The sequence below is a fragment of the Caproiciproducens sp. LBM24188 genome (assembly GCF_054130445.1).
In genome coordinates this window covers 1,698,231-1,717,292 of sequence record NZ_CP196862.1, presented here as the reverse complement: position 1 = coordinate 1,717,292, position 19,062 = coordinate 1,698,231, and the positions used below count along the sequence as shown (strand labels likewise).

Genomic DNA, 19,062 nt, shown 5'->3' with positions numbered 1-19,062 from the left:
TAGATATGGACAACTTCGTTCTATTAGAACCGAACCAAGCAAAATTTCGTAAGGAATATTCAACTTGACAAACGAGTAGGTTATGTGATATATTTATAACATATGTTATAAATATATCACATGAAGGCGGTTTTGTTTATGAATCGTCTGTATAATAAAAGGACACCCCTTGAAAAGGGAGTAAAAATCCCCTACCGAAAATATCTTATTTTCTCGTGTATCTGCTGTGCTTTGTTCATGATAATGTTCGCGATTGCATATTCCTTCGCAGAAAGCAGTTTGAACCGCACCATACTTCTTTTTGCTGAAAGCATTCTGATGGTCATTTATAATATTCCGATCAATCGACTAAAAAACCGAGGCCTGCTTGAACAAACAGATGAGCGAAGTCATTTCAATCATTTGAAAACCATTCAAGTTATCGCATATACCGGGTTTGGAGGAATCATTCTTCTTATGATTCTTACCATTCGGAACCAACTGCCCACATTTACCATCTCATTTTTCTTTTTATTAATTGGCTTTATCTTTCTTCTATACGCTGTTATCTTTTATTTTTATGATAAAAAAGGAAAATGATATGCCAATGCTTGTAACAAAAATCAGAGAATATCGCACAAAATTCGGTATAAGTCAGGAGCAACTGGCCGAACGGGTCGGAGTTCGTCGTGAAACAATTGTTCATCTGGAAAACGGGCGTTATAATCCGTCGTTAAAACTGGCTATGGATATTGCGCACGTTTTCCAGCAACCCGTGGAGGAATTGTTCCGTTTTATCGAAAAAGAAGAAGGCCGCGAAGCATAATGCTTCGCAGCCTTCTTCTTATATAGATTTATTTATTCCAGCATCTGCTGAAATTCTTCTTCAGAAATCACCGGAACACCAAGTTGCTGCGCTTTGGTCAGCTTGCTTCCCGCGTCTTCCCCCGCAAGGACGTAATCCGTCTTTTTAGAGACACTGCTTGAAACTTTTCCTCCGCATTTTTCAATCGCTTCCGTCGCTTGAGCACGCGTCAGTGTCGGCAGGGTGCCGGTAAGAGCGAAAGTCTTTCCGGCAAAACGGGTATCCGTCGTTACCGTTTTGCTCTGCATGTTCACCCCTGCGTCACGCAGGCGGCCAATCAGGTGCGCCGTATTCGGCAAGAGGAAGAAATCCGATATACTTTGCGCAATAGTATCCCCAAATCCTTCAATATGGGCAATTTCTTCCTTTGTCGCATGGAATATCGCGTCTATGCTGCGGTAATAGGAAGCCAGAAGCTTTGCCGCTTTCAGCCCAACGTGAGGAATGCCAAGCGCAAAAATCAACCGGTATAGGTCGTTTTCCTTGGAGCGCTCAATGGCATTAATCAAATTCTGAGAGGATTTTTCCCCTACACGCTCCAATTCCATCAGCTGGCTTTGCCTCAGCTCATACAAATCCGCGGGCGACGTCAGCAGGTTTTCCCGTACCAACTGCTCTACCATGGCCGGGCCAAGCCCATCAATATCCATCGCGTCGCGGCTGGCAAAATGGATGATATGGCGCAAAAGCTGAGCCGGGCACTCCGGATTGGTGCACCGCGTGGCGGCCTCGCCGGGGGCCCGCTGCACCGGCGCGCCACAAGAAGGACATTCTTTCGGCATTTCATAAGGTTTGGAAGGATCCCCGTGGGAAACCACGGAAACCACTTCCGGAATAATCTCCCCGGCCTTCCGCAAAATCACCTGATCCCCGATACGAATATCCTTTTCCCGAATGTAATCCTCGTTATGAAGGGTGGCACGGCTCACAGTCGTTCCCGCCAGAGTTACCGGTTCAAAAACTCCGGTCGGCGTAAGCACGCCAGTACGGCCGACATTGATTTCGATATCCAGAAGCCTCGTTTCTTTCTCTTCCGGCGGATACTTATACGCCTCTGCCCATTTGGGGAATTTCGCTGTGCTGCCCAGCAAAGCACGCTGCGCGAAAGAATTTACTTTGATGACCGCACCGTCAATGGAATACCCCAAACTTCCGCGCAGATCGCCGATTCTGCGCACCTCCTCAATTACCTGCTCCACCGTGGTGCACGCTTTATAAAATGGAGGCACCGTAAAACCGAGGCTCTTAAGAAAATTTAAAGACTCATCGTGTTCATGCAGTTCTGCGCCCACGACCTGCTGCACATTAAAAACAAAAATGTCCAAAACACGGGAAGCGGTTACCGCAGGGTTTTTCTGACGAAGAGACCCGGCCGCGGCGTTGCGCGGATTCTTAAACGGCTTCTCGTCGTTTAATTCCTGCTTTTCACAAAGCTGCCGAAAGCTTTCATGGGACATGTATACTTCCCCGCGTACTTCCAGGAAAGGAAGCGGCTGATTCAATTTTTTCGGAATGGTGCGAATGGTGCGCAGATTCTCCGTCACATCTTCTCCAACGGTCCCGTCGCCTCGGGTGGAACCGCGGACAAACCTGCCGTCCCGATATTCCAAGGAAACGGAAAGCCCGTCGAACTTCGGCTCTACAATATAAACCGGGTTTTCGACAACCGAGCGGACACGTCGGTCAAAATCGGCCAATTCTTCCTCTGAAAAGGAATCATGAAGACTTTCCATCGGCACCGTATGAACGACCGGCTCAAATTTGCTCACCGGCGCGCCGCCTACCTTCTGCGTTGGCGAATCCGGCGTAATCAACTCCGGAAATTCTGCTTCCAGCTGCTGCAGGCGGCGGTAAAGCATATCATATTCGTAGTCGTCGATCTCCGGAGCATCCTCCACATAATATTTCTGGTTATGATATGTGATTTGCTCAGCCAATTCTTTTGAAAGCCTTTTTGCTTCCTCAAAATCCATAATAATGACCATTCCTTTCGCAGAATCCGTGAGTTACAGCCAATCTGGTACAACTGAATTTCCACCCGTCGATAGACGGATGGAAATAGAAACCCCGGTCTGAATCTGCTTTTTGAACTGAATATCCTCTTTAAAGGCCTAAGAAACCGGTGCTTTTCTAAATGCACTGATCAAACACCGGAATTCTTTTTCGAAACCATTCCTTATTTCCCCGAAGCATCCGAAATAATCGGAAAAGCTGCGGTTCCGTTTGCCACTACCTGCGGAACCTGGCCGACAATAATCGTTTCAGCAACCGGGACATTCGTATCGACTTCCGTAGTAGTATTGAACCAAGGTAAAAAGGAATATACACTGGTATGTATGTTCATGTAAATCTGATGCTTCGTTTGGTTGATCCCTGCGGATTCAAACGAGCTTTTAAAATCCGCGTTTACGTTTCCGCTGAGCGTAACACGAAGCGGTATGTTCGGACCATAGCCATGCAAAAAATCGCTGCCGATCAAAGTACCCAAAGCAATTCCAACATTTTGATGACTGGTGTCGCCCAATTCCTTCTGAACATCCTTAATAATAATGGACTTTAATTCATTCATCTTAATCATGTTGGTGGTAATGGCAAGTACCTCGCCGGTACTGCTCCGCTCCACCGTAATCAAGTCGGCATAGGAAATCTCGTTATTTTTCAGTTCCTCCGCGATAGCATTGTTGATGGTATCAATTGATTTTATGCGTGCCTCATTCGTAGTAACCGATACAATAATAGGACGTAATTTCATATCGATTCCAATGAAGCAAAGGATGATTAAGAGAATAATGACTACGGCTTTGCGCAGCATATATCGTCGATGATATGTATTTCTCCACCTTTTCACAGTGATTCCCCCTTTGGTCTTACCTCCATAATACTCAGAAAGAATCAATGTGTGACAAAACAAACAAATATCCGGTGGAGTTTACATCGAATCTGCCCGCTAACTAAAAAATTGGGCACAAAGATACAAAGCTCTTTGTGCCCAAAACATCAATCTGCTAAATTATTCGGCAGTTTCATCTGCAGGAGCGTCTTCTGTGGGTTCAAGAAGAGCACGGATGGAAAGGCTGACGCGCTTTCTGTCAAAATCAATTTCGGTGATCTTTGCTTTTACAACGTCATTGATTTTCAAAACATCCTGCGGCTTTTCGATTCTGTGGTCGGCAATCTGAGAAATATGTATTAATCCGTCGATGCCGGGGATAATTCTCGCGAAAGCGCCGAATGTTGTCATACCAACAATGGTAACATCTGCAACGGTTCCAACCGGATAATCACGCTTCAAAATTTCCCACGGATTATCTTCTTCGCGCTTGTAGCCAAGAGAAATCTTACCCTTTTCACGGTCGAGGCCCTTAATATAGACATTCACCGTGTCGCCAACATTGACAACCTCGGAAGGATGCTTAATTCTGCCCCAAGAAAGTTCAGAAATATGGATCATGCCGTCAATACCGCCCAAATCAACAAAAGCACCATAGGAGGTCAGAGACTTCACCACGCCAGTATATTCTTTGCCTTCTTCGGCGGTTTCCCAGAATTTTTCAGCCTGCTTCTTGCGCTCGTCCTTCAAAACGGAACGAATGGAGCCAACAGCACGGCGGCGGCCACGGTTCACCTCAATAATACGGAACTGAACTTCTTTCTTCAACAGGTCCTCCAGGGGATCATTGCGGGACGCAGTTGCCTGAGAAGCAGGAATAAAGACGCGGATTCCGTTTGTAACGGCAATGACACCGCCTTTAATCACTTCAGTAACAACACCGGTAAGAACTTCTCCGCTTTCTTCTGCGGCAGCAACGGTTTCCCAGCCTTTTACTGCATCCAGACGCTTTTTGGAAAGCATAATGGTGCCTTCCTGATCGTTTGTGCGCATAATCAGAAGATCAAGCTCATCGCCAACCTTAACGATATCTTCCGGTTTAACGTTCGGATCAGCAGAAAGTTCGGAAGCCGGAATAAAGCCGGCCTGTTTTCTTCCGACATCAACGTATACTTCACTCGGGGTAATGCCGACAACCACACCGCGTACCTTTTCATCTGTATTTAAGCTCTTTAAGGACTCTTCGAGCATCTCTTCGAAGGATCCCTCGGCATTATTCTCCATTAAATTCTGATCTGCACCCTCAATAATTTCTGACATGGTATCAAGTACCTCCTTTATAATGCTTGCCGGAGTAGACGCCCCAGCAGTAATGCCAATGCAACCGGCCTCTTTTAGGGCCGACAGCGGAAGCTCGTCCGCGGACTCTATCAAATAAGTAGTACAATATTTACCGCAAACATCTCGCAATTTTGCGGTGTTAGAGCTTTGTCTGCCCCCTATGACGATCATAAGATCGCATTTCTGCGACAAAAAAGCCGATTCCGACTGACGTTTAGCAGTAGCATTACATATTGTATCAAAAATAGTTGGATTTGTATATACCCTTTTTATTATTTTCAAACAATTTTCCCATTCTGCAACGCTGAACGTAGTCTGGGCTACCACACAAACCCCGGAATTTCCATCAAAATGATGATTTTCTACTAAATTTTGCAATTCCTGCGCATCGCGAAAAACAAAACATTCGCCGATGCAGTGGCCTTGAATGCCCTGTACCTCCGGATGGGAAGCATCGCCCGCAATGAGAACCGTTTTCCCATTTTTTCCGGCTTGGGCAACAATCTGGTGAATTTTCGCAACATAAGGACAGGTGGCATCCATACACTCCAGTCCCTGGGATTTCACTTCCTCCAATGTTGATTTTGGAACCCCGTGGGATCGAATCACGATGGTACCGCCAGGCGGAACTTCGCCCGGGCTGTTTACCACACGGACGCCCTTGGCCTCCAATTCGGCCAACGTCTGCGGGTTATGAATAATCGGGCCGAGCGTGTAAACTTTTTTTTCTTCTTCCAGAAGCTTGTTTACCAGATTGACCGCCCGGTTGACGCCAAAACAGTACCCGGCCGACTTTGCAACATAAAATTTCAACCTTTTTCCTCCAACATGGTATTGATCCGCCTGGATAAAAGCAGCGAAGCATCCCGTATATTTTTATGACCTCCGCCCACCTGTGCCAGTGTTTCATAGGAAATAACTTCACCAAAGCGCACGGTAATAGGACGAAACGGCTTAATGATTCCATCACAATAAATGGAAGCAGGAAGAATCGGTGCATGCGCTTTCAGCGCAATCATTACGGCGCCTGCCTTCGGTTGGAAAGGAGCGTTGTCAAAGACGCATTTCCCTTGGGGAAAAATTCCAACCACTCCGCCCTGCTCCAGAATTTTCAGCGCAGTTTTTATCGACCCTGTGTCGCCCTTTCCACGCCTTACCGGAAACGCCCCCATTTGATAGAGCAGCCACCGAGCCAATGCACCGTGCTCCAGAAAAAGCTCTGATTTCGCCATAAACCGAATGGGCCGATGGAACGGAACCGCCAGCAGGAACGGATCAATCAGCGATTTATGGTTACTGCACACAATAAGTTTTCCGTCCCGCGGAATATTTTCAGCACCTTTAATTTGAAACGGAAAAATCAGCTTTGCCAAAGGGGTAAGCAGGCGCAGCCAAAACAAGTAAAACATAGTTCAGCCTTTAATCAAACCTCTTTAAGTCTCGCTCACGCAGCATAGCAATCCGCCGCATTAATTCCTGTGACGCCGCACGGTACTCCGAAAGCGAACCGTTCACTACGCCAAGTTCCTGTGGAGTAGTCGGTTTTCCAAAGGAAACAATGCATTTTCGAAAAAGCTTGGGGGGCTTTCCGCCCTTCGCCGTAATGCAGCACGGAATCAGAGGAGCGTTATAACTGTGCGCAAGCATAACTGCTCCCGCTTTCGCCGGAAGCAGCTCACCGGTTTTGGACCGTGTACCCTCAATAAAAATTCCAAGCGCCTTGCCTTCTTCCAAAAGCTGGCCGGCTACATTCAGCGCGCCTTTATCCCCTTTTCCGCGCTGGACCGGAAAAGCACCCAAGGCAGAAAGAAGAATCTTTAGAAATCTATTTTCGAAAAGTTCCGCTTTCGACATAAAGTAGATTTGTCTGTGCTGGGTAAAGGCCAGACGAACCGGATCTGTAAGGCTGACATGATTGCAGCACACAATAATTTTTCCGGTTTCGGGCATGTTTTTCGAATCAATTGCTTTATATCGAATGAAAAATTTGAGAAACCACTGTGCGAATATTTTGGCAAATCCATAAAGCGGCGTACGTTTCATAGTATCCCCGATTTCCGTATTTTTATTAAGTCAGTAAAAATCCCTGTGTCTTTCCATAAACACTCGGACACAGCAGAAGTAAAAAGCGGCCACACCAACAGTTCATGAGTGAAGTCTTTCCTTTATAACACCGATTAGCTGACAGACCGACTGCTCCAGCGTGTTTCCGGTGGTATCCACCAGAATCGAATTCTTAGCGGGAACAAGGGGCGCAACCTCACGGTGCGAATCGTTATAATCCCGCTGCTTCAAATCGCTGAGCACCTCTTCATATTCGGCTTTTACGCCTTTGCTAATGAGTTCCTCATAGCGTCTTCTTGCACGCTCCTCGGGCGAGGCGGTCAGAAAAATCTTAATTTCCGCATTCGGCAAAACCACGGTTCCAATATCACGCCCATCCATAACAACGTTGTTGCCGTCCGCCAAATTCCGCTGCAGGGAAAGTAAAAAAGCCCGAACATCCGGAATAGCAGAAACGTTGGATGCCGCCATGGACACTTCCGGGGAGCGAATCTCGTCGGAAACATCCTTTCCGCACAGAATTACCCTCTGTTCCCCGTCGCGAAACGCAATGGAAATCGTAATGCCGGAAAGCAAAGGAACAACAGAATCTGCGTCCGAGGGATCCACGCCCTTCTTCAGCATATACAGTCCAATAGCCCGGTACATCGCACCGGTGTCTACATATATAAAGCCCAGTTCCCGCGCAGCACGGCGCGCGATGGTACTTTTCCCCGCTCCTGCGGGGCCGTCGATGGCAATTGCAGTCATGGAAATCTCCTATCTGATAGTATTCTCACTTTATATGAATACGAAAGACACGTTGAAATGTATGATTGTACTATATCGGTTTCGATATGGAATTAGCCGCCAGCCGCCCTGTGCTGAACGCAATCTGAAGATTGAACCCTCCGGTATAGGCATCCACATCCAGCACCTCGCCGGCAAAATAGAGCCCCTGCACCAGTTTGGATTCCATCGTTTTCGGATTGATTTCCGAAACCTTTACTCCGCCGGAAGTCACGATAGCTTCTTCAATGGGACGGAAGCCGGAAATCGTAAATGAGAACGACTTCAACAGTTCAGCGAAAGAGCGCCGCATTTCCCGAGTAATTTGATTGCATTTCATTTCGGGAGGTATTTGAGAACGTTTTATGATAACTGGAATCAGCTTACGGGGAAGCAGAGCTCCCAGCGAATTGCTGAAATCACGGTTCCGGTTTTCCGAAAAATCGCGTTGTATGCGGGCATCCAGTTGCTCCAGGCTGAGAGCGGGTTTCAGGTCAATTACCACCCGATAACGGCCAGGCGACATATTGCGCATGTGCGCACTTGCACTTAATATGGTAGGGCCAGACAGGCCAAAATGCGTAAACAGCATTTCGCCGAAGTCCTCATAGATTCGCTTGTCCTTTTCCCGGTCAAAAACCTGCAGACCAACATTTCTTAAAGAAAGTCCCATCATTTCCCGGCATTCGTCCCCGTCCACCGTCAGTGGAACCAACGACGGCCGCAGCTGCGTGACGGTGTGCCCTGCTTGTCTGGCAAACCGGTACCCGTCCCCGGTGGAACCGGTTCCCGGATAGGAAGCCCCACCGCAGCAAACAATCACGTGACCAGCCAAAAGGGACCGGCCGTCTCGTAATTCCACGCCGCAAACCCGGCCGGTATCAAGCAGCAGGCTTTTCACCTCAGCGGTAATCCATTCTGCACCGCCATTCTGGACAAAACGGGCAAGCGTTTCCGCCACATCCGCAGCCTTGTCCGACTGGGGAAAAACACGGTTGCCACGCTCTACTTTTGTAGAAAGACCAAGCGCTTCAAAAAAATCTATGGTATCTCTGGTTGTGAACTGGTGAATGGCACTGTACAAAAAGCGGCCGTTTGTCGGCACGGAGGCGATAAACGTCTGCTCGTCGCAATCATTCGTCAGATTGCAGCGTCCCTTCCCCGTAATACATATTTTACGGCCAAGTTTCTCTTTTTTTTCAACCAGACAAACGTGAAACCCGTTTTGTGCTGCGGTTCCGGCCGCCATCATTCCTGCCGCGCCCCCGCCGATTACGATTACATCATATGATGGAGTCATCGTCCTGCTCAGATTTACCATCCACCTTTTCATAGACTCCGTATTCGTCCCAAATATTTTCCAAACCTTTGAAGATCTGCTTGACCTCATCTGATTTACGCAGCGCCGTTGTTACAATCAGCGCGTTAATCAGGCTGAGCGGCGCGACCAAAGAATCCACAATAGAAGCCATATCGCTGCGCGCAAGCAGAAGATTGTCAGCCGGCTCGGCAAGAGGCGAAAGAGAACTATCTGTAATGGCAATGACCTTTGCACCTCTTGAATGGGCGAAATTCATTGCTTTTACCGCTTTTTTGGAATAACGTGGGAAACTAATGCCGATAACGGCGTCTTTCTCATTCACGCGGATCATCTGCTCAAAAATTTCCGCTTCGCTGGTTGCCTGTACCAGAACAACATCCCCAAAAATCAAATTAAAGTAATAAGAAAGGAATGTCGCAAGCGCTAAGGAGCTTCTCGCTCCAATAATGTAAATTTTATGCGCACTAACAATGGCATCCACCGCGCGGTAAAACGCTTCGTGCGAAGTTTCTTCCATGGTTCTGCGAATAATGTCAATATCCTGATTAAAAACAGAATCCAGAATATCGGAATTTCCGATTCGTTCCGCCGTCACTTCCATGCGCTGCACCGAAGTAAGACGGTTACGGATCATTTCCTGCATCGCTTGCTGCAGTTCGGGGTAACCGTCATACCCAATCTCCGTCGCAAAGCGGACCACGGTTGATTCGCTGACCCCAACGGTAGCGCCCAGTCTGGAGGCTGTCATAAAAGCTACCTTGTCATAATGTTCCTCAATATATTTTGCGATTAATTTCTGCCCTTTGGAAAATTCAGGCATCTTATTTTTAATTCGTGTTACCAGTAAATTATTCATTCTACCAACTCCTACTATCCATATTAATTCGAAGCCCATTAAAAATCAAGTAAATTCGCTTCTTCTGCAAGAATATTAAAGAACTTATTCGTAAATGCATCCATATAAAGCATTTACAAGCAAAAAGCCCCCATCGGGGCTTTTTCGTACCTATTCAAGTGCATTTTCAAATTAAAATCTTTCAAAAAGGGGCAAAATATCTATTTCATCCGTAGAAAACGGTTCACTGTTTTATGAAAGCGTTGCACATAAGAAACAACTAAAGATGTAATCGCAAGATCATAGAAGAAATAAGTAATATTGCCAAGAAGCAAATATACCACGGGAAGATATACGCCGAATACTGTAAAGCTATCTGCCGGAACACCCAAAATGTAGATACTCAGAAAATATCCCAATACCATGGAAGCATTAAAGACGGTAAACTTTAAAAAGTACGTAACCGACAACTTCATATGTTTCATTTCCAGAACGGCTTTTAAAATCGGATAATACCCGAAAAATAAAACGTACAGCATTGCCGCTTCTTTATCTGCCGCAATAAAAACTGCTAAAATAGAAGATGCAAAGTAGACCGGCCATGCCCAGCGGGTTCCAAGCTCTACTACAATGACAATCAGCAGAACTCCGGCAACGGCTGGAAGTGCATAAGTCCCGATCGGAATCAGGCCGGTTAAAAACAGCAGCATAACGCAAAAAGCAGTGATAATACCGCAAAAAGCCACTGCGATACTCTTTCTCAACCGAAATCCCCCTAACTGGCGCTCAGTCGCGTAAACGCCTCAGCAGCACGGGATTAAATCCCCTCCCATGGACTCACAGCAACAGTCCGCACAAATTAAGGAGGAGCAGATATCGCAGGAACTACATCCGCCGGTACGCGGCATCGCAGGATTATAGCCGCCATAAACTCCGCTGCGCTGGCTGTCCACCTGATTCAGCGCCGCGCGATATTCAGGGTTGCCCGGATCCATCTGGCACGCTCTGGCAAAGTTATTATAGGCCTCTTCCAGCCAGCCTCGTTTGTAGAGCACCGTACCCTTTAAAAAATGCCATTCTGCGTTACGGTTTTCCGCAGGAACTCCATTCAGTATCTGTTCTGCATCCGCAATCCGGCCGGACATAATCAGATTTCGCACATCACTGAATCCGGAGCCGGAACCGTAATAACCGCCATAGTTGCCGGTGTTTGCAGAGTAACCCGTGTATCCACCGCCATACGGTGCTGTATTCTGATTGGAAGCTGCACTGTGTCTTCTCTGTTTCCGCTCCGAAACAATGGCGTCGTACGCTTCATTGATTTCTTTCATTTTTTCGCTCGCCAAGTCCGCAATGGGACTGCCGGAATAATTATCCGGATGATATTTTTTTGCAAGCTCGCGGTAGGCGGATTTAATCTCTTCATCCGTTGCAGTTGGGGAAACGCCCAATACCTTATAAGGATCTGACATTCGTTTTCTCCTCTTTATATAGTCGGTCTCTTTGAATTTCAGGCAAACCTTTAATAATTACATTTCCCAGAATAGATTCAAAGTGCTTAATCTCTAACAAATGGAAAGCAGCTATCAACCTGGACAAAGTCATATTAAGCGCCTGATTTGCATGGTCCCTTACACTGAGAATCTCTTCATCCGTGGAATTTTCATTTAGTTGATAACGCTGTACAAACGGATTAAAAGAGTGTTTCTTTAAATCCTTTCTAATATCATCCGCCGCATCCATTAAATATATCCACCGGCCAAGGTAATATCCGATTTCATTTCGAATGCGGATTTCGGGGCTCTGTGAATCGTTTTCAGTTTCCGAGACTGCGAACACCCTGCTGAGCATATTGGCAGTCGGCTCGGCGCAGCGGTCAATTTCTACCGGCTCCATACGCTCTGCCGCTTTCTGCTGCTCCATGTAGGATTTTACGATATTAGCAAGCTCAGGAAATTGTTTTTCTGCTTTTCTTTTGGCAGATGCAGCAAACGGCAAAAAAATGCAGCCGCGCAGTTTTCCCAAAAACCGGGAATCCTCTATATCGTCTTTCAGCTTTGCATAAGTCAACAAAACCGATAACGCGGCGGCTTGAACGAATTCCTCTTCCCCTTCACTGCAGAACATACACTTTTTCATGGGATTTACAACGCATCTGCCGGTGTGAAAACCAGTGCATTTGGGCTGCAGGGATAAAAGAAGCATGGCATAAAAGGCGCAATCATAGCTAAGCGTAAGCCGGGCAACCGGGCCATAGCTTTTTCCTAGCTGACGGCAAAGCGAACAATAAATTCCTTTATACTGTTCAAACTCGCGAACCAGCAGTTCTGATTTTTGCGGCCTTATATAACCAAACAATAAGATCATCCTTATAACTGCATATAAATTGCTGATACTGCTATTTTACTATATTATTAGGATTCATTTAATTAACAATATGTAAACAATTTTACAGTAATTAACGATGGAATGTTTCTCGATACGTTTTTAAATCATTCCTGTAAACGGCAATACACTTACATATATAATATGATAAGAAAAGAATTCTCCTGTCGCAGGAAATCAGATTACTTTCCATTGGAAGTGTAATCTCGTGTCCGGTTCATTCCGTAGAAATTAATTTTATTTCAACCTATGTTTAGACGCACAAAAAGAAAGAAATTTTTCATAAATTTTTATCTTATACTTCTATGATTTTAAAAAAATTCAACAAATAATGATTGTCTTTATTCTTTTCGCATGGTATAATAAAGTTAAATAAAATACAAGGGGGTTACGATATGAAGCTTTATGACATTGATGTGGTCAAACTGATTGATCTTTTGGATCAGACAAAAGGCAATGTTTACCTAGTAACAGAAGACGGCAATAGGCTGAACCTGAAAAGTAAACTGATTCAGCTTTACGGCGTTCGTACGCTTCTGGAAAATGCCAAAAATTCGACAATTTCCGCCGAATTGAACGTAGAAAATCCGGAAGACGAGTTGCTGTTTATCAATTACATGATGAGCAAATAAATTTATTCAAATCCATCTGCGGATGTTCTGTAAAAACAGAGCCGCATCTGTTACAATACGGATTTATATACGCGCGCAAACCCCAAAGGGAGTACTGCAAAATGAATTAATTCACTTTGCAGTACTCCTTTTTAATACGCTGCGCTAAGAGGATTCAGCACGCCATATTCCTTGTTCTCCATATCGTCTATAAACTGAATAGCCTTTCCGGCGCCGAGCGCGACACAAATCTCGCTGTCGTCCGCCACGTGAACCGGCATTTTTACCTTCTTTGAAATCAAGGTATCAAATCCAAACAGCTGCGCGGAACCGCCCGTCAAAATCACACCGTCGCTGTAAACGTCACCCATTAATTCCGGCGGTGTAATTTCCAGCATCTCCTGAATCGTTCTTACAATCTGCATGGCCGGTTCAATCAATGCTTCCAGCATTTCATCTACGGTAATATCCGCCCACTGCGGCAGGCCGGTCATGGCGTTACGCCCCTTGACACGATACTTGGCCAAATCCTTTCTGGGGTAAACGCAGCCGATTGCCATTTTGGCTTCCTCTGCCATACGCTGTCCGATAATTAGATTATACTTTCTGCGGATATATTTGATAATGGCGTCATCAAACGAATTACCGGCAACTTTAATCGAACGGGAAATGGCAATGCCGCTTAGGGAAAGCACCGCCATATCTGTTGTGCCACCGCCAATATCCACAACAAGGGAACCGTAGGGACGGGCAATGTCGACACCCGCGCCCATGGCCGCAGCGACCGGCTCCTCAATCAGACAGATTTTGCGAACGCCGGTAGAACTGATGGCATCCACCACAGCGCGTTTCTCAACTTCGGTAATCTGGCATGGCACGCTGACCACCACGCGCGGCATAAAGAGCTTGCTTCCACTGATTTTTTTCAGATAAGCACCAATTAGGTACTGCGCAAGATCAAAGTCAGAGATGACTCCGTTGCAAAGAGGCCGAACCACCTTAATCCGGTCGGAGGTACGTCCCACCATTTCATATGCTACTTTGCCAATCGCAACAACTTCATCGGTTTCTACGTTAACAGCGGTAATCGCTGGTTCATTAAGTATAATTCCTTTTCCGTCAAGAAAAATTTTAACGGTTGATGTACCAAGGTCGAGCGCTATATCAGTGCCCAGCATAGTATCACATCCAATCCTATATTAGGTTTATTATAATACAGATGTCTTATGATTTCAATTGCGGGTATTCCACTTCCGCGATTGCCGCACAGGTTACCGCCTGCGCGCCCGCTTCCAAAAGTTCTTTAGCGCATTCGCCAAGCGTTGCGCCGGTTGTTACAATATCATCAATCAACAGAATCCGTTTGCCCTGAATCGTTCCGGAGGAAAGCAGACGATAGACCCCGCACACATTGCGTTTGCGGTCCTCTCGGCTCAATTTATGCTGTTCCGGGTTGTCCGCAATCTTTTCCAGTACTTCTGCGTAAGGAAGCCGCAGCCTCTGCGCTGCATTTCGAGCAATTAGTTCCGACTGGTTATACCCGCGCCTTTTCTTCCGCTGAGCAGAAACCGGAACCGACGTGATAAAATCGAACTGATCCGCTTGCCCGGCAAACTCATCGGCAACCCGTTCCCCAAAGAAAATGGCAGATGATGTTCTGCCATAGAATTTGAAGCGAATAATCGCTTCCCGAATTTTGCCCTCGTACCGATATGGAACTTTACAGGAAATAGTCTTCCCGCCTTCTGGCAAATCAATGCGTTTTTCGGCATGAACGCACGGATTTTCCTGCCGGCACCGTGTACAGACCTGCACGCCGGCGGGAATCACCGCTCCGCACAGCGCACACCGCGGTGGGAAAAGCAGCTCTAAAAAACGGGAAAGCACAGATTTAATCTGCAAGTTCTGCGCCTCCTGTTAAGAAATAATACAAGCCGGTGTAACGTCTTGTTTTCTTGTCGTTTTCCACCATCGTCTGTACGGTTTTAGGAAGGCCGACCAGAATCAAAAGTGATTTTGCGCGGGTAATGGCCGTATACAGCAAATTGCGGAAATAAAGCTGCGGCGGACCAGGATACATGGGCATAACCACGGCGGCAAATTCATTGCCCTGGCTTTTGTGCACAGTCATGGCATAGGCCAACTCCAGTTCTGACGCAGACTCCAGGTCATAAAGGACGATTCGGTCTTCCATTTGTACCGTCATGGTGGAAGCGCGTCGGTCAATACCGCACAAAATTCCCATATCCCCGTTGAATACCCCCTCCCCGCCGGTTCCATCGAACTTTGTCCATGGAAGGTTGTAATCGTTTTTAATCTGCATGACCTTGTCCCCCTCGCGGAAAAGGGTGCCGTTAATGGTAATTTCGTTCTTCTTTTTGTCCGGAGGATTCAGCACCGCCTGCAGCCTGCGGTTTATTTCTGCAGTTCCCAGCTCGCCCTTTCTTCCCGGGCACAACACCTGAATATCTGTCATCGGAGAAAATCCATAGGTAGCAGGCAGGCGCTGATCGCAGAGCTCTAGGATGGTTGAGACAATTTCCCCGGGATCCCTGCGGGTTAAAAAGAAAAAATCGCTCGAGTGAACGTTCAGCTCCGGCATTTGTCCGCTGACAATGCGGTGTGCATTTGTTACAATAAGGCTCTGCATTGACTGGCGGAAAATCTGGTTCAGCTGAACGACCGGCAGCAGATTGGTCGCAATCAGGTCGCCCAGCACATTTCCAGCCCCCACAGAAGGCAGCTGGTCGCAGTCCCCCACCAGTATTAACCGGCAGCCAAGCGGAAGCGCGCGCAGGACGGCATCGAAAACCGTGATATCCACCATAGAAAGCTCATCAATCACCAGCGCGTCGCAGTCCAGCAGATTTTTTTCATTTTTTGCAAACACCGGGACATCATTTTCATTCCATTCCACTTCCAGAAGGCGGTGAATCGTTTTTGCTTCTTCCCCGGTCAACTCCGACATGCGCTTCGCGGCACGGCCTGTGGGCGCAGCAAGCAGAACCTTTTCTCCCTTTTGCTCCAAAATGCGGATAATGGCATTCAGAGTCGTGGTTTTGCCTGTACCCGGGCCGCCCGTTAAAATCAGCATCCCGCGCGACAGCGCCTCGCGAATCGCCTGTTTCTGGCGTTCAGCGTAGGTGATTTGGAACTCCTGCTCAATACCGGTAATATAATTTTCAATCCCGATAATCGGCTGCGCAGGATAATGCATCATCATATTGATGCGCCCGGCCACATAAACTTCAGACCGGTACAGCTTCGGGGTAAAAATATATTCCCGATTTGAAAAAACGGCTGAAATCACCGAACCTTCCGCGTTCAGCGCTTCCAGATTTTCCGCAGCAAGGGATGGTTCCACCCCAAGCATTCGTGCGGACAAAGGAACCAGCTTGTCCGCAGGAAGACAGGTGTGTCCGTTTCCGGTATTGTGTTTCAGCACATATACAATGCCCGCGCGGATACGGCAGGAATCATCCTGAGGGCGTTCCAAAGCCGCGGCAACCTCATCCGCACGCTGAAAGCCAATATCAAGGGCATCGTCGCAAAGGCAGTACGGATCTTCCTGAATGCGGTCGACGGACTGCGGTCCAAAGAGCTTCCAGACGCGAACCGCCTCTTCCGGGGTAATGCCAAAGCTGCTCAGATAAAGCATAATCTCGCGGATTCCGTGAACCTTTTGGAATTCATTCGACAATTTTTGCGCTTTCGCCCTGGTGATTCCTTTGATGACACATAAACGCTCCGGCTCGTTTTCCAGTACCTGAAGCGTGTTTTCTCCGAACATCTCCACAATTTTAGCTGCGGTTCCCGGCCCAATACCTTTGACGGCACCGGACGAAAGATATTTCAGCATTGCCGCAGAGTTGGCCGGAATGGAACGCTCAAAGGCTTCCACTTTAAATTGGGTCCCATAAGTTGGATTATTGACCCAATTCCCCATAACGTGCAGCTCTTCCCCAACGCTTACCATTGGAATAGTCCCCACCACGGTGACAAGTTCACCGCTGACGCTTAATTCAAGAATAGAATATCCGTTTTTTTCATTTCGAAAAATGACCTGCTCCACCGAGCCGGTCATCTCAAGAAGCGCCTCTTCCTGCATTTTCATTCCCCAAACAGTTTTCGCGGCAAATTTATTTTGACCACAACCTTTTTGTGTGTTCCCTGCCCACAGTGTACAAACCAGCGCAGGGAACACAACTTCAATTTGCATTAAATAAAAATGCCGCAATTAATTAAGTTTAGTATAATACAAGAAGTATGTATTGTAAACCTAATATTCCAGTAATCCTGCAAGCTCATCCGGGTCACAAATTTCCACACAGGGATTGCGCGCGGCAATAATTCGGCAAACCAATTCCGTTTCTTGATCCATGTTATAATTCACACAAATAACCCGATTATTCTTCCCCGTCAGCCAATCCAGCTTTTCAATGGCGCCGGTCAGCATCATTTCTGCGCTTTCCTCATGCCCGTGAATGGGTACAACCAAAACAATCTTTCCGTCATAATCGGTTTTCAGCAGCCAGTGGGCAAGCCACCGAACAAGATCGACGGTTCCGGTGATGGCAAGCAGAATAAAGACAATCTCGGCTATTGTGTCAAACATGAAAAATCACCTCAACACATTTTATGTGCTGAAGTGATTTTCTGCTCATTCCAGTTGCGAAAATAATTTGCTTTTACTTATTTATTAAGCATTCAAAGCCGCTTTTAACGCCTCCGTTTTATCGCAGCGCTCCCAGGAAACCTTCAGGTCTTCCCGGCCCATATGGCCATAACTGGCAACTGCGCGGTAAATGGGGCGGCGAAGGTCAAGGTCACGAATAATCGCGCTTGGGCGCAGGTCAAACACTCGGCTAACCGCGGCGGAAAGCTGTTCATTGGTGTAATTGGAAGTTCCGAAGGTTTCTACCATGATAGAAACCGGTCTTGCCACGCCGATGGCGTAGGCAAGTTCGATTTCGCATTTTTTTGCAAGTCCAGCGGCTACAATGTTCTTTGCAACGTATCTAGCCGCATAGGCTGCGGAGCGGTCTACCTTGGTTGGGTCTTTGCCGGAAAAAGCTCCGCCGCCGTGTCTGCCGTATCCACCATAGGTATCTACAATAATTTTTCTTCCGGTCAGGCCACTGTCGCCAACCGGTCCACCGATGACAAAACGGCCTGTTGGGTTAATGAAGAATTTAGTGTTGTCGTCCAGCCACTTTGCCGGGATAACCGCACGCACCACATGTTCCACAATATCTTTACGAATCTGTTCCAGCGAAACATCCGGGTCATGCTGGGTAGAAACAACTACTGTATCCACCCGAACCGGCTGGCCATCGTCGTATTCCACAGTAACCTGTGTTTTTCCATCCGGACGAAGATAAGAGAGCGTTTTATTCTTCCGCACTTCACTCAATCGTTTGGAAAGCTTATGTGCTAGAGAAATTGCCAGCGGCATCAATTCTGCCGTTTCATCGCAGGCATAGCCAAACATCATTCCCTGGTCGCCCGCACCGATAAGGTCGTTTTCATCTGTGGCGCCGTTCTTCGCCTCGTAGGACTGGTTGACGCCCATCGCAATATCGGGCGACTGAACGTCGATGGATGTAATCACCCCACAGGTATTGCCGTCAAATCCATAAGACGGATTGTTGTAGCCAATATCCTTTATCACTTCTCTGGCAACTGCCGGAATGTCGACATAACATTCGGTTGAAATTTCCCCCATCACATGTATCACACCGGTTGTTGCGGTGACTTCGCAGGCCACATGCGCCTGTGGGTCTTTTGCAATGATTTCATCCAGCACCGCATCTGCAATTTGGTCGCATACCTTATCCGGATGCCCTTCCGTTACCGATTCCGATGTAAAAAAATATTTTGACATATCGTCTATATCCTCCTGCTACAATAGAAATAAAAAAGCTGCCCGGAAAACCCGAACAGCGTGTATTACTACCTCATCTTTCGGCTTTACCGCAGGATTTGGCACCTTGCCGCTTGGCAGGTTGTCGGACATCATCGGGCCTGTTCCCTCCGTCACTCTTGATAAGGGCCTATTCACTT

General features: G+C 47.1%; 19 protein-coding genes and 1 riboswitch. Of the genes, 3 read left to right on the top strand and 16 right to left on the bottom strand.

From position 1 onward, the window contains the following. Positions 1-138: 138 nt before the first annotated feature. Both ACSVDI_RS08075 and ACSVDI_RS08070 read left to right on the top strand, forming a co-directional pair. A complete protein-coding gene (locus ACSVDI_RS08075) occupies positions 139-579 on the top strand; it encodes a hypothetical protein (protein WP_457942019.1) in 441 nt (146 codons plus the stop codon). A gap of 1 nt (position 580) precedes the next feature. Next, a complete protein-coding gene (locus ACSVDI_RS08070; RefSeq protein ID WP_457942018.1) occupies positions 581-805 on the top strand; it encodes a helix-turn-helix transcriptional regulator in 225 nt (74 codons plus the stop codon). Positions 806-837: 32 nt separating this feature from the next. Here the strand turns inward: ACSVDI_RS08070 and ligA are convergent, their stop codons facing one another. From ligA to ACSVDI_RS08015, 11 genes are all read right to left on the bottom strand, one after another. Beyond that, a complete protein-coding gene (ligA, locus tag ACSVDI_RS08065; protein ID WP_457942016.1) occupies positions 838-2,817 on the bottom strand; it encodes an NAD-dependent DNA ligase LigA in 1,980 nt (659 codons plus the stop codon). Between the two features lie 203 nt (positions 2,818-3,020). Further along, positions 3,021-3,692, bottom strand: coding sequence for a sporulation protein YunB (gene yunB / locus ACSVDI_RS08060; protein WP_457942014.1), 672 nt, complete (start codon positions 3,690-3,692; stop codon positions 3,021-3,023). 162 nt (positions 3,693-3,854) lie between these two features. Next, positions 3,855-5,828, bottom strand: coding sequence for a bifunctional 4-hydroxy-3-methylbut-2-enyl diphosphate reductase/30S ribosomal protein S1 (locus tag ACSVDI_RS08055; RefSeq protein ID WP_457942013.1), 1,974 nt, complete (start codon positions 5,826-5,828; stop codon positions 3,855-3,857). Continuing rightward, on the bottom strand, positions 5,825-6,424 hold the full coding sequence (locus ACSVDI_RS08050) for a lysophospholipid acyltransferase family protein (RefSeq protein WP_457942011.1): 600 nt from the start codon (positions 6,422-6,424) through the stop codon (positions 5,825-5,827). The genes ACSVDI_RS08055 and ACSVDI_RS08050 overlap by 4 nt, the downstream gene beginning before the upstream one ends. 10 nt (positions 6,425-6,434) lie before the next feature. Further along, entirely contained in the window at positions 6,435-7,058 is a 624-nt protein-coding gene (locus ACSVDI_RS08045; RefSeq protein WP_457942009.1) for a lysophospholipid acyltransferase family protein, read from the bottom strand. A 102-nt stretch (positions 7,059-7,160) separates the two neighbouring features. Continuing rightward, the gene (cmk, locus tag ACSVDI_RS08040) at positions 7,161-7,829 is read right to left on the bottom strand and encodes a (d)CMP kinase (protein ID WP_457942007.1); all 669 of its coding nucleotides are present in this window, start codon (positions 7,827-7,829) and stop codon (positions 7,161-7,163) included. A gap of 70 nt (positions 7,830-7,899) precedes the next feature. Next, positions 7,900-9,147 carry an NAD(P)/FAD-dependent oxidoreductase gene (locus ACSVDI_RS08035; RefSeq protein ID WP_457942006.1) on the bottom strand — a complete coding sequence of 416 codons (1,248 nt, stop codon included), beginning with the start codon at positions 9,145-9,147 and terminating at the stop codon, positions 7,900-7,902. Next, the gene (locus tag ACSVDI_RS08030) at positions 9,131-10,024 is read right to left on the bottom strand and encodes a MurR/RpiR family transcriptional regulator (protein ID WP_457942004.1); all 894 of its coding nucleotides are present in this window, start codon (positions 10,022-10,024) and stop codon (positions 9,131-9,133) included. Before ACSVDI_RS08030 ends, ACSVDI_RS08035 begins: the two co-directional genes overlap by 17 nt. A gap of 200 nt (positions 10,025-10,224) precedes the next feature. Beyond that, on the bottom strand, positions 10,225-10,767 hold the full coding sequence (locus ACSVDI_RS08025; protein ID WP_457942002.1) for a hypothetical protein: 543 nt from the start codon (positions 10,765-10,767) through the stop codon (positions 10,225-10,227). 39 nt (positions 10,768-10,806) lie between these two features. Continuing rightward, positions 10,807-11,475, bottom strand: a complete 669-nt coding sequence (locus ACSVDI_RS08020; RefSeq protein WP_457942000.1) for a J domain-containing protein — start codon at positions 11,473-11,475, stop codon at positions 10,807-10,809. After that, the gene (locus tag ACSVDI_RS08015; RefSeq protein WP_457941999.1) at positions 11,459-12,370 is read right to left on the bottom strand and encodes a DUF5685 family protein; all 912 of its coding nucleotides are present in this window, start codon (positions 12,368-12,370) and stop codon (positions 11,459-11,461) included. The genes ACSVDI_RS08020 and ACSVDI_RS08015 overlap by 17 nt, the downstream gene beginning before the upstream one ends. 413 nt (positions 12,371-12,783) lie before the next feature. Here ACSVDI_RS08015 and ACSVDI_RS08010 point away from each other — a divergent pair, with 413 nt between their 5' ends. Beyond that, a complete protein-coding gene (locus ACSVDI_RS08010; protein ID WP_457941997.1) occupies positions 12,784-13,020 on the top strand; it encodes a hypothetical protein in 237 nt (78 codons plus the stop codon). Positions 13,021-13,151: 131 nt separating this feature from the next. On the opposite strand, the gene mreB is transcribed toward ACSVDI_RS08010, so the two are convergent. From mreB to metK, 5 genes are all read right to left on the bottom strand, one after another. Next, on the bottom strand, positions 13,152-14,177 hold the full coding sequence (gene mreB, locus ACSVDI_RS08005; protein ID WP_457941995.1) for a rod shape-determining protein MreB: 1,026 nt from the start codon (positions 14,175-14,177) through the stop codon (positions 13,152-13,154). Between the two features lie 46 nt (positions 14,178-14,223). Then, positions 14,224-14,901: a ComF family protein gene (locus ACSVDI_RS08000; RefSeq protein ID WP_457941994.1), complete on the bottom strand. Its 678-nt coding sequence runs from the start codon at positions 14,899-14,901 to the stop codon at positions 14,224-14,226. Then, positions 14,891-17,107: an SF1B family DNA helicase RecD2 gene (gene recD2, locus ACSVDI_RS07995; RefSeq protein ID WP_457941992.1), complete on the bottom strand. Its 2,217-nt coding sequence runs from the start codon at positions 17,105-17,107 to the stop codon at positions 14,891-14,893. Before recD2 ends, ACSVDI_RS08000 begins: the two co-directional genes overlap by 11 nt. 171 nt (positions 17,108-17,278) lie before the next feature. Continuing rightward, positions 17,279-17,614, bottom strand: a complete 336-nt coding sequence (locus ACSVDI_RS07990) for a hypothetical protein (protein ID WP_457941991.1) — start codon at positions 17,612-17,614, stop codon at positions 17,279-17,281. An 84-nt stretch (positions 17,615-17,698) separates the two neighbouring features. Then, positions 17,699-18,883: a methionine adenosyltransferase gene (gene metK / locus ACSVDI_RS07985; RefSeq protein ID WP_457941990.1), complete on the bottom strand. Its 1,185-nt coding sequence runs from the start codon at positions 18,881-18,883 to the stop codon at positions 17,699-17,701. A gap of 70 nt (positions 18,884-18,953) precedes the next feature. Then, positions 18,954-19,051: riboswitch (SAM riboswitch) on the bottom strand. Positions 19,052-19,062: the final 11 nt, after the last annotated feature.

What these genes read in the sequence shown, in the direction of transcription:
- ACSVDI_RS08045 (WP_457942009.1), bottom strand. Translation starts at nt 7,058, where the DNA reads ATGAAACGTACGCCGCTTTATGGATTTGCCAAAATATTCGCACAGTGG.
- ACSVDI_RS08050 (WP_457942011.1), bottom strand. Translation starts at nt 6,424, where the DNA reads ATGTTTTACTTGTTTTGGCTGCGCCTGCTTACCCCTTTGGCAAAGCTG.
- ACSVDI_RS08015 (WP_457941999.1), bottom strand. Translation starts at nt 12,370, where the DNA reads ATGATCTTATTGTTTGGTTATATAAGGCCGCAAAAATCAGAACTGCTG.
- ACSVDI_RS08070 (WP_457942018.1), top strand. Translation starts at nt 581, where the DNA reads ATGCCAATGCTTGTAACAAAAATCAGAGAATATCGCACAAAATTCGGT.
- ACSVDI_RS08035 (WP_457942006.1), bottom strand. Translation starts at nt 9,147, where the DNA reads ATGACTCCATCATATGATGTAATCGTAATCGGCGGGGGCGCGGCAGGA.
- ACSVDI_RS08010 (WP_457941997.1), top strand. Translation starts at nt 12,784, where the DNA reads ATGAAGCTTTATGACATTGATGTGGTCAAACTGATTGATCTTTTGGAT.
- ACSVDI_RS07990 (WP_457941991.1), bottom strand. Translation starts at nt 17,614, where the DNA reads ATGTTTGACACAATAGCCGAGATTGTCTTTATTCTGCTTGCCATCACC.
- ligA (WP_457942016.1), bottom strand. Translation starts at nt 2,817, where the DNA reads ATGGATTTTGAGGAAGCAAAAAGGCTTTCAAAAGAATTGGCTGAGCAA.
- mreB (WP_457941995.1), bottom strand. Translation starts at nt 14,177, where the DNA reads ATGCTGGGCACTGATATAGCGCTCGACCTTGGTACATCAACCGTTAAA.
- ACSVDI_RS08020 (WP_457942000.1), bottom strand. Translation starts at nt 11,475, where the DNA reads ATGTCAGATCCTTATAAGGTATTGGGCGTTTCCCCAACTGCAACGGAT.
- ACSVDI_RS08030 (WP_457942004.1), bottom strand. Translation starts at nt 10,024, where the DNA reads ATGAATAATTTACTGGTAACACGAATTAAAAATAAGATGCCTGAATTT.
- cmk (WP_457942007.1), bottom strand. Translation starts at nt 7,829, where the DNA reads ATGACTGCAATTGCCATCGACGGCCCCGCAGGAGCGGGGAAAAGTACC.
- ACSVDI_RS08075 (WP_457942019.1), top strand. Translation starts at nt 139, where the DNA reads ATGAATCGTCTGTATAATAAAAGGACACCCCTTGAAAAGGGAGTAAAA.
- metK (WP_457941990.1), bottom strand. Translation starts at nt 18,883, where the DNA reads ATGTCAAAATATTTTTTTACATCGGAATCGGTAACGGAAGGGCATCCG.
- recD2 (WP_457941992.1), bottom strand. Translation starts at nt 17,107, where the DNA reads ATGCAGGAAGAGGCGCTTCTTGAGATGACCGGCTCGGTGGAGCAGGTC.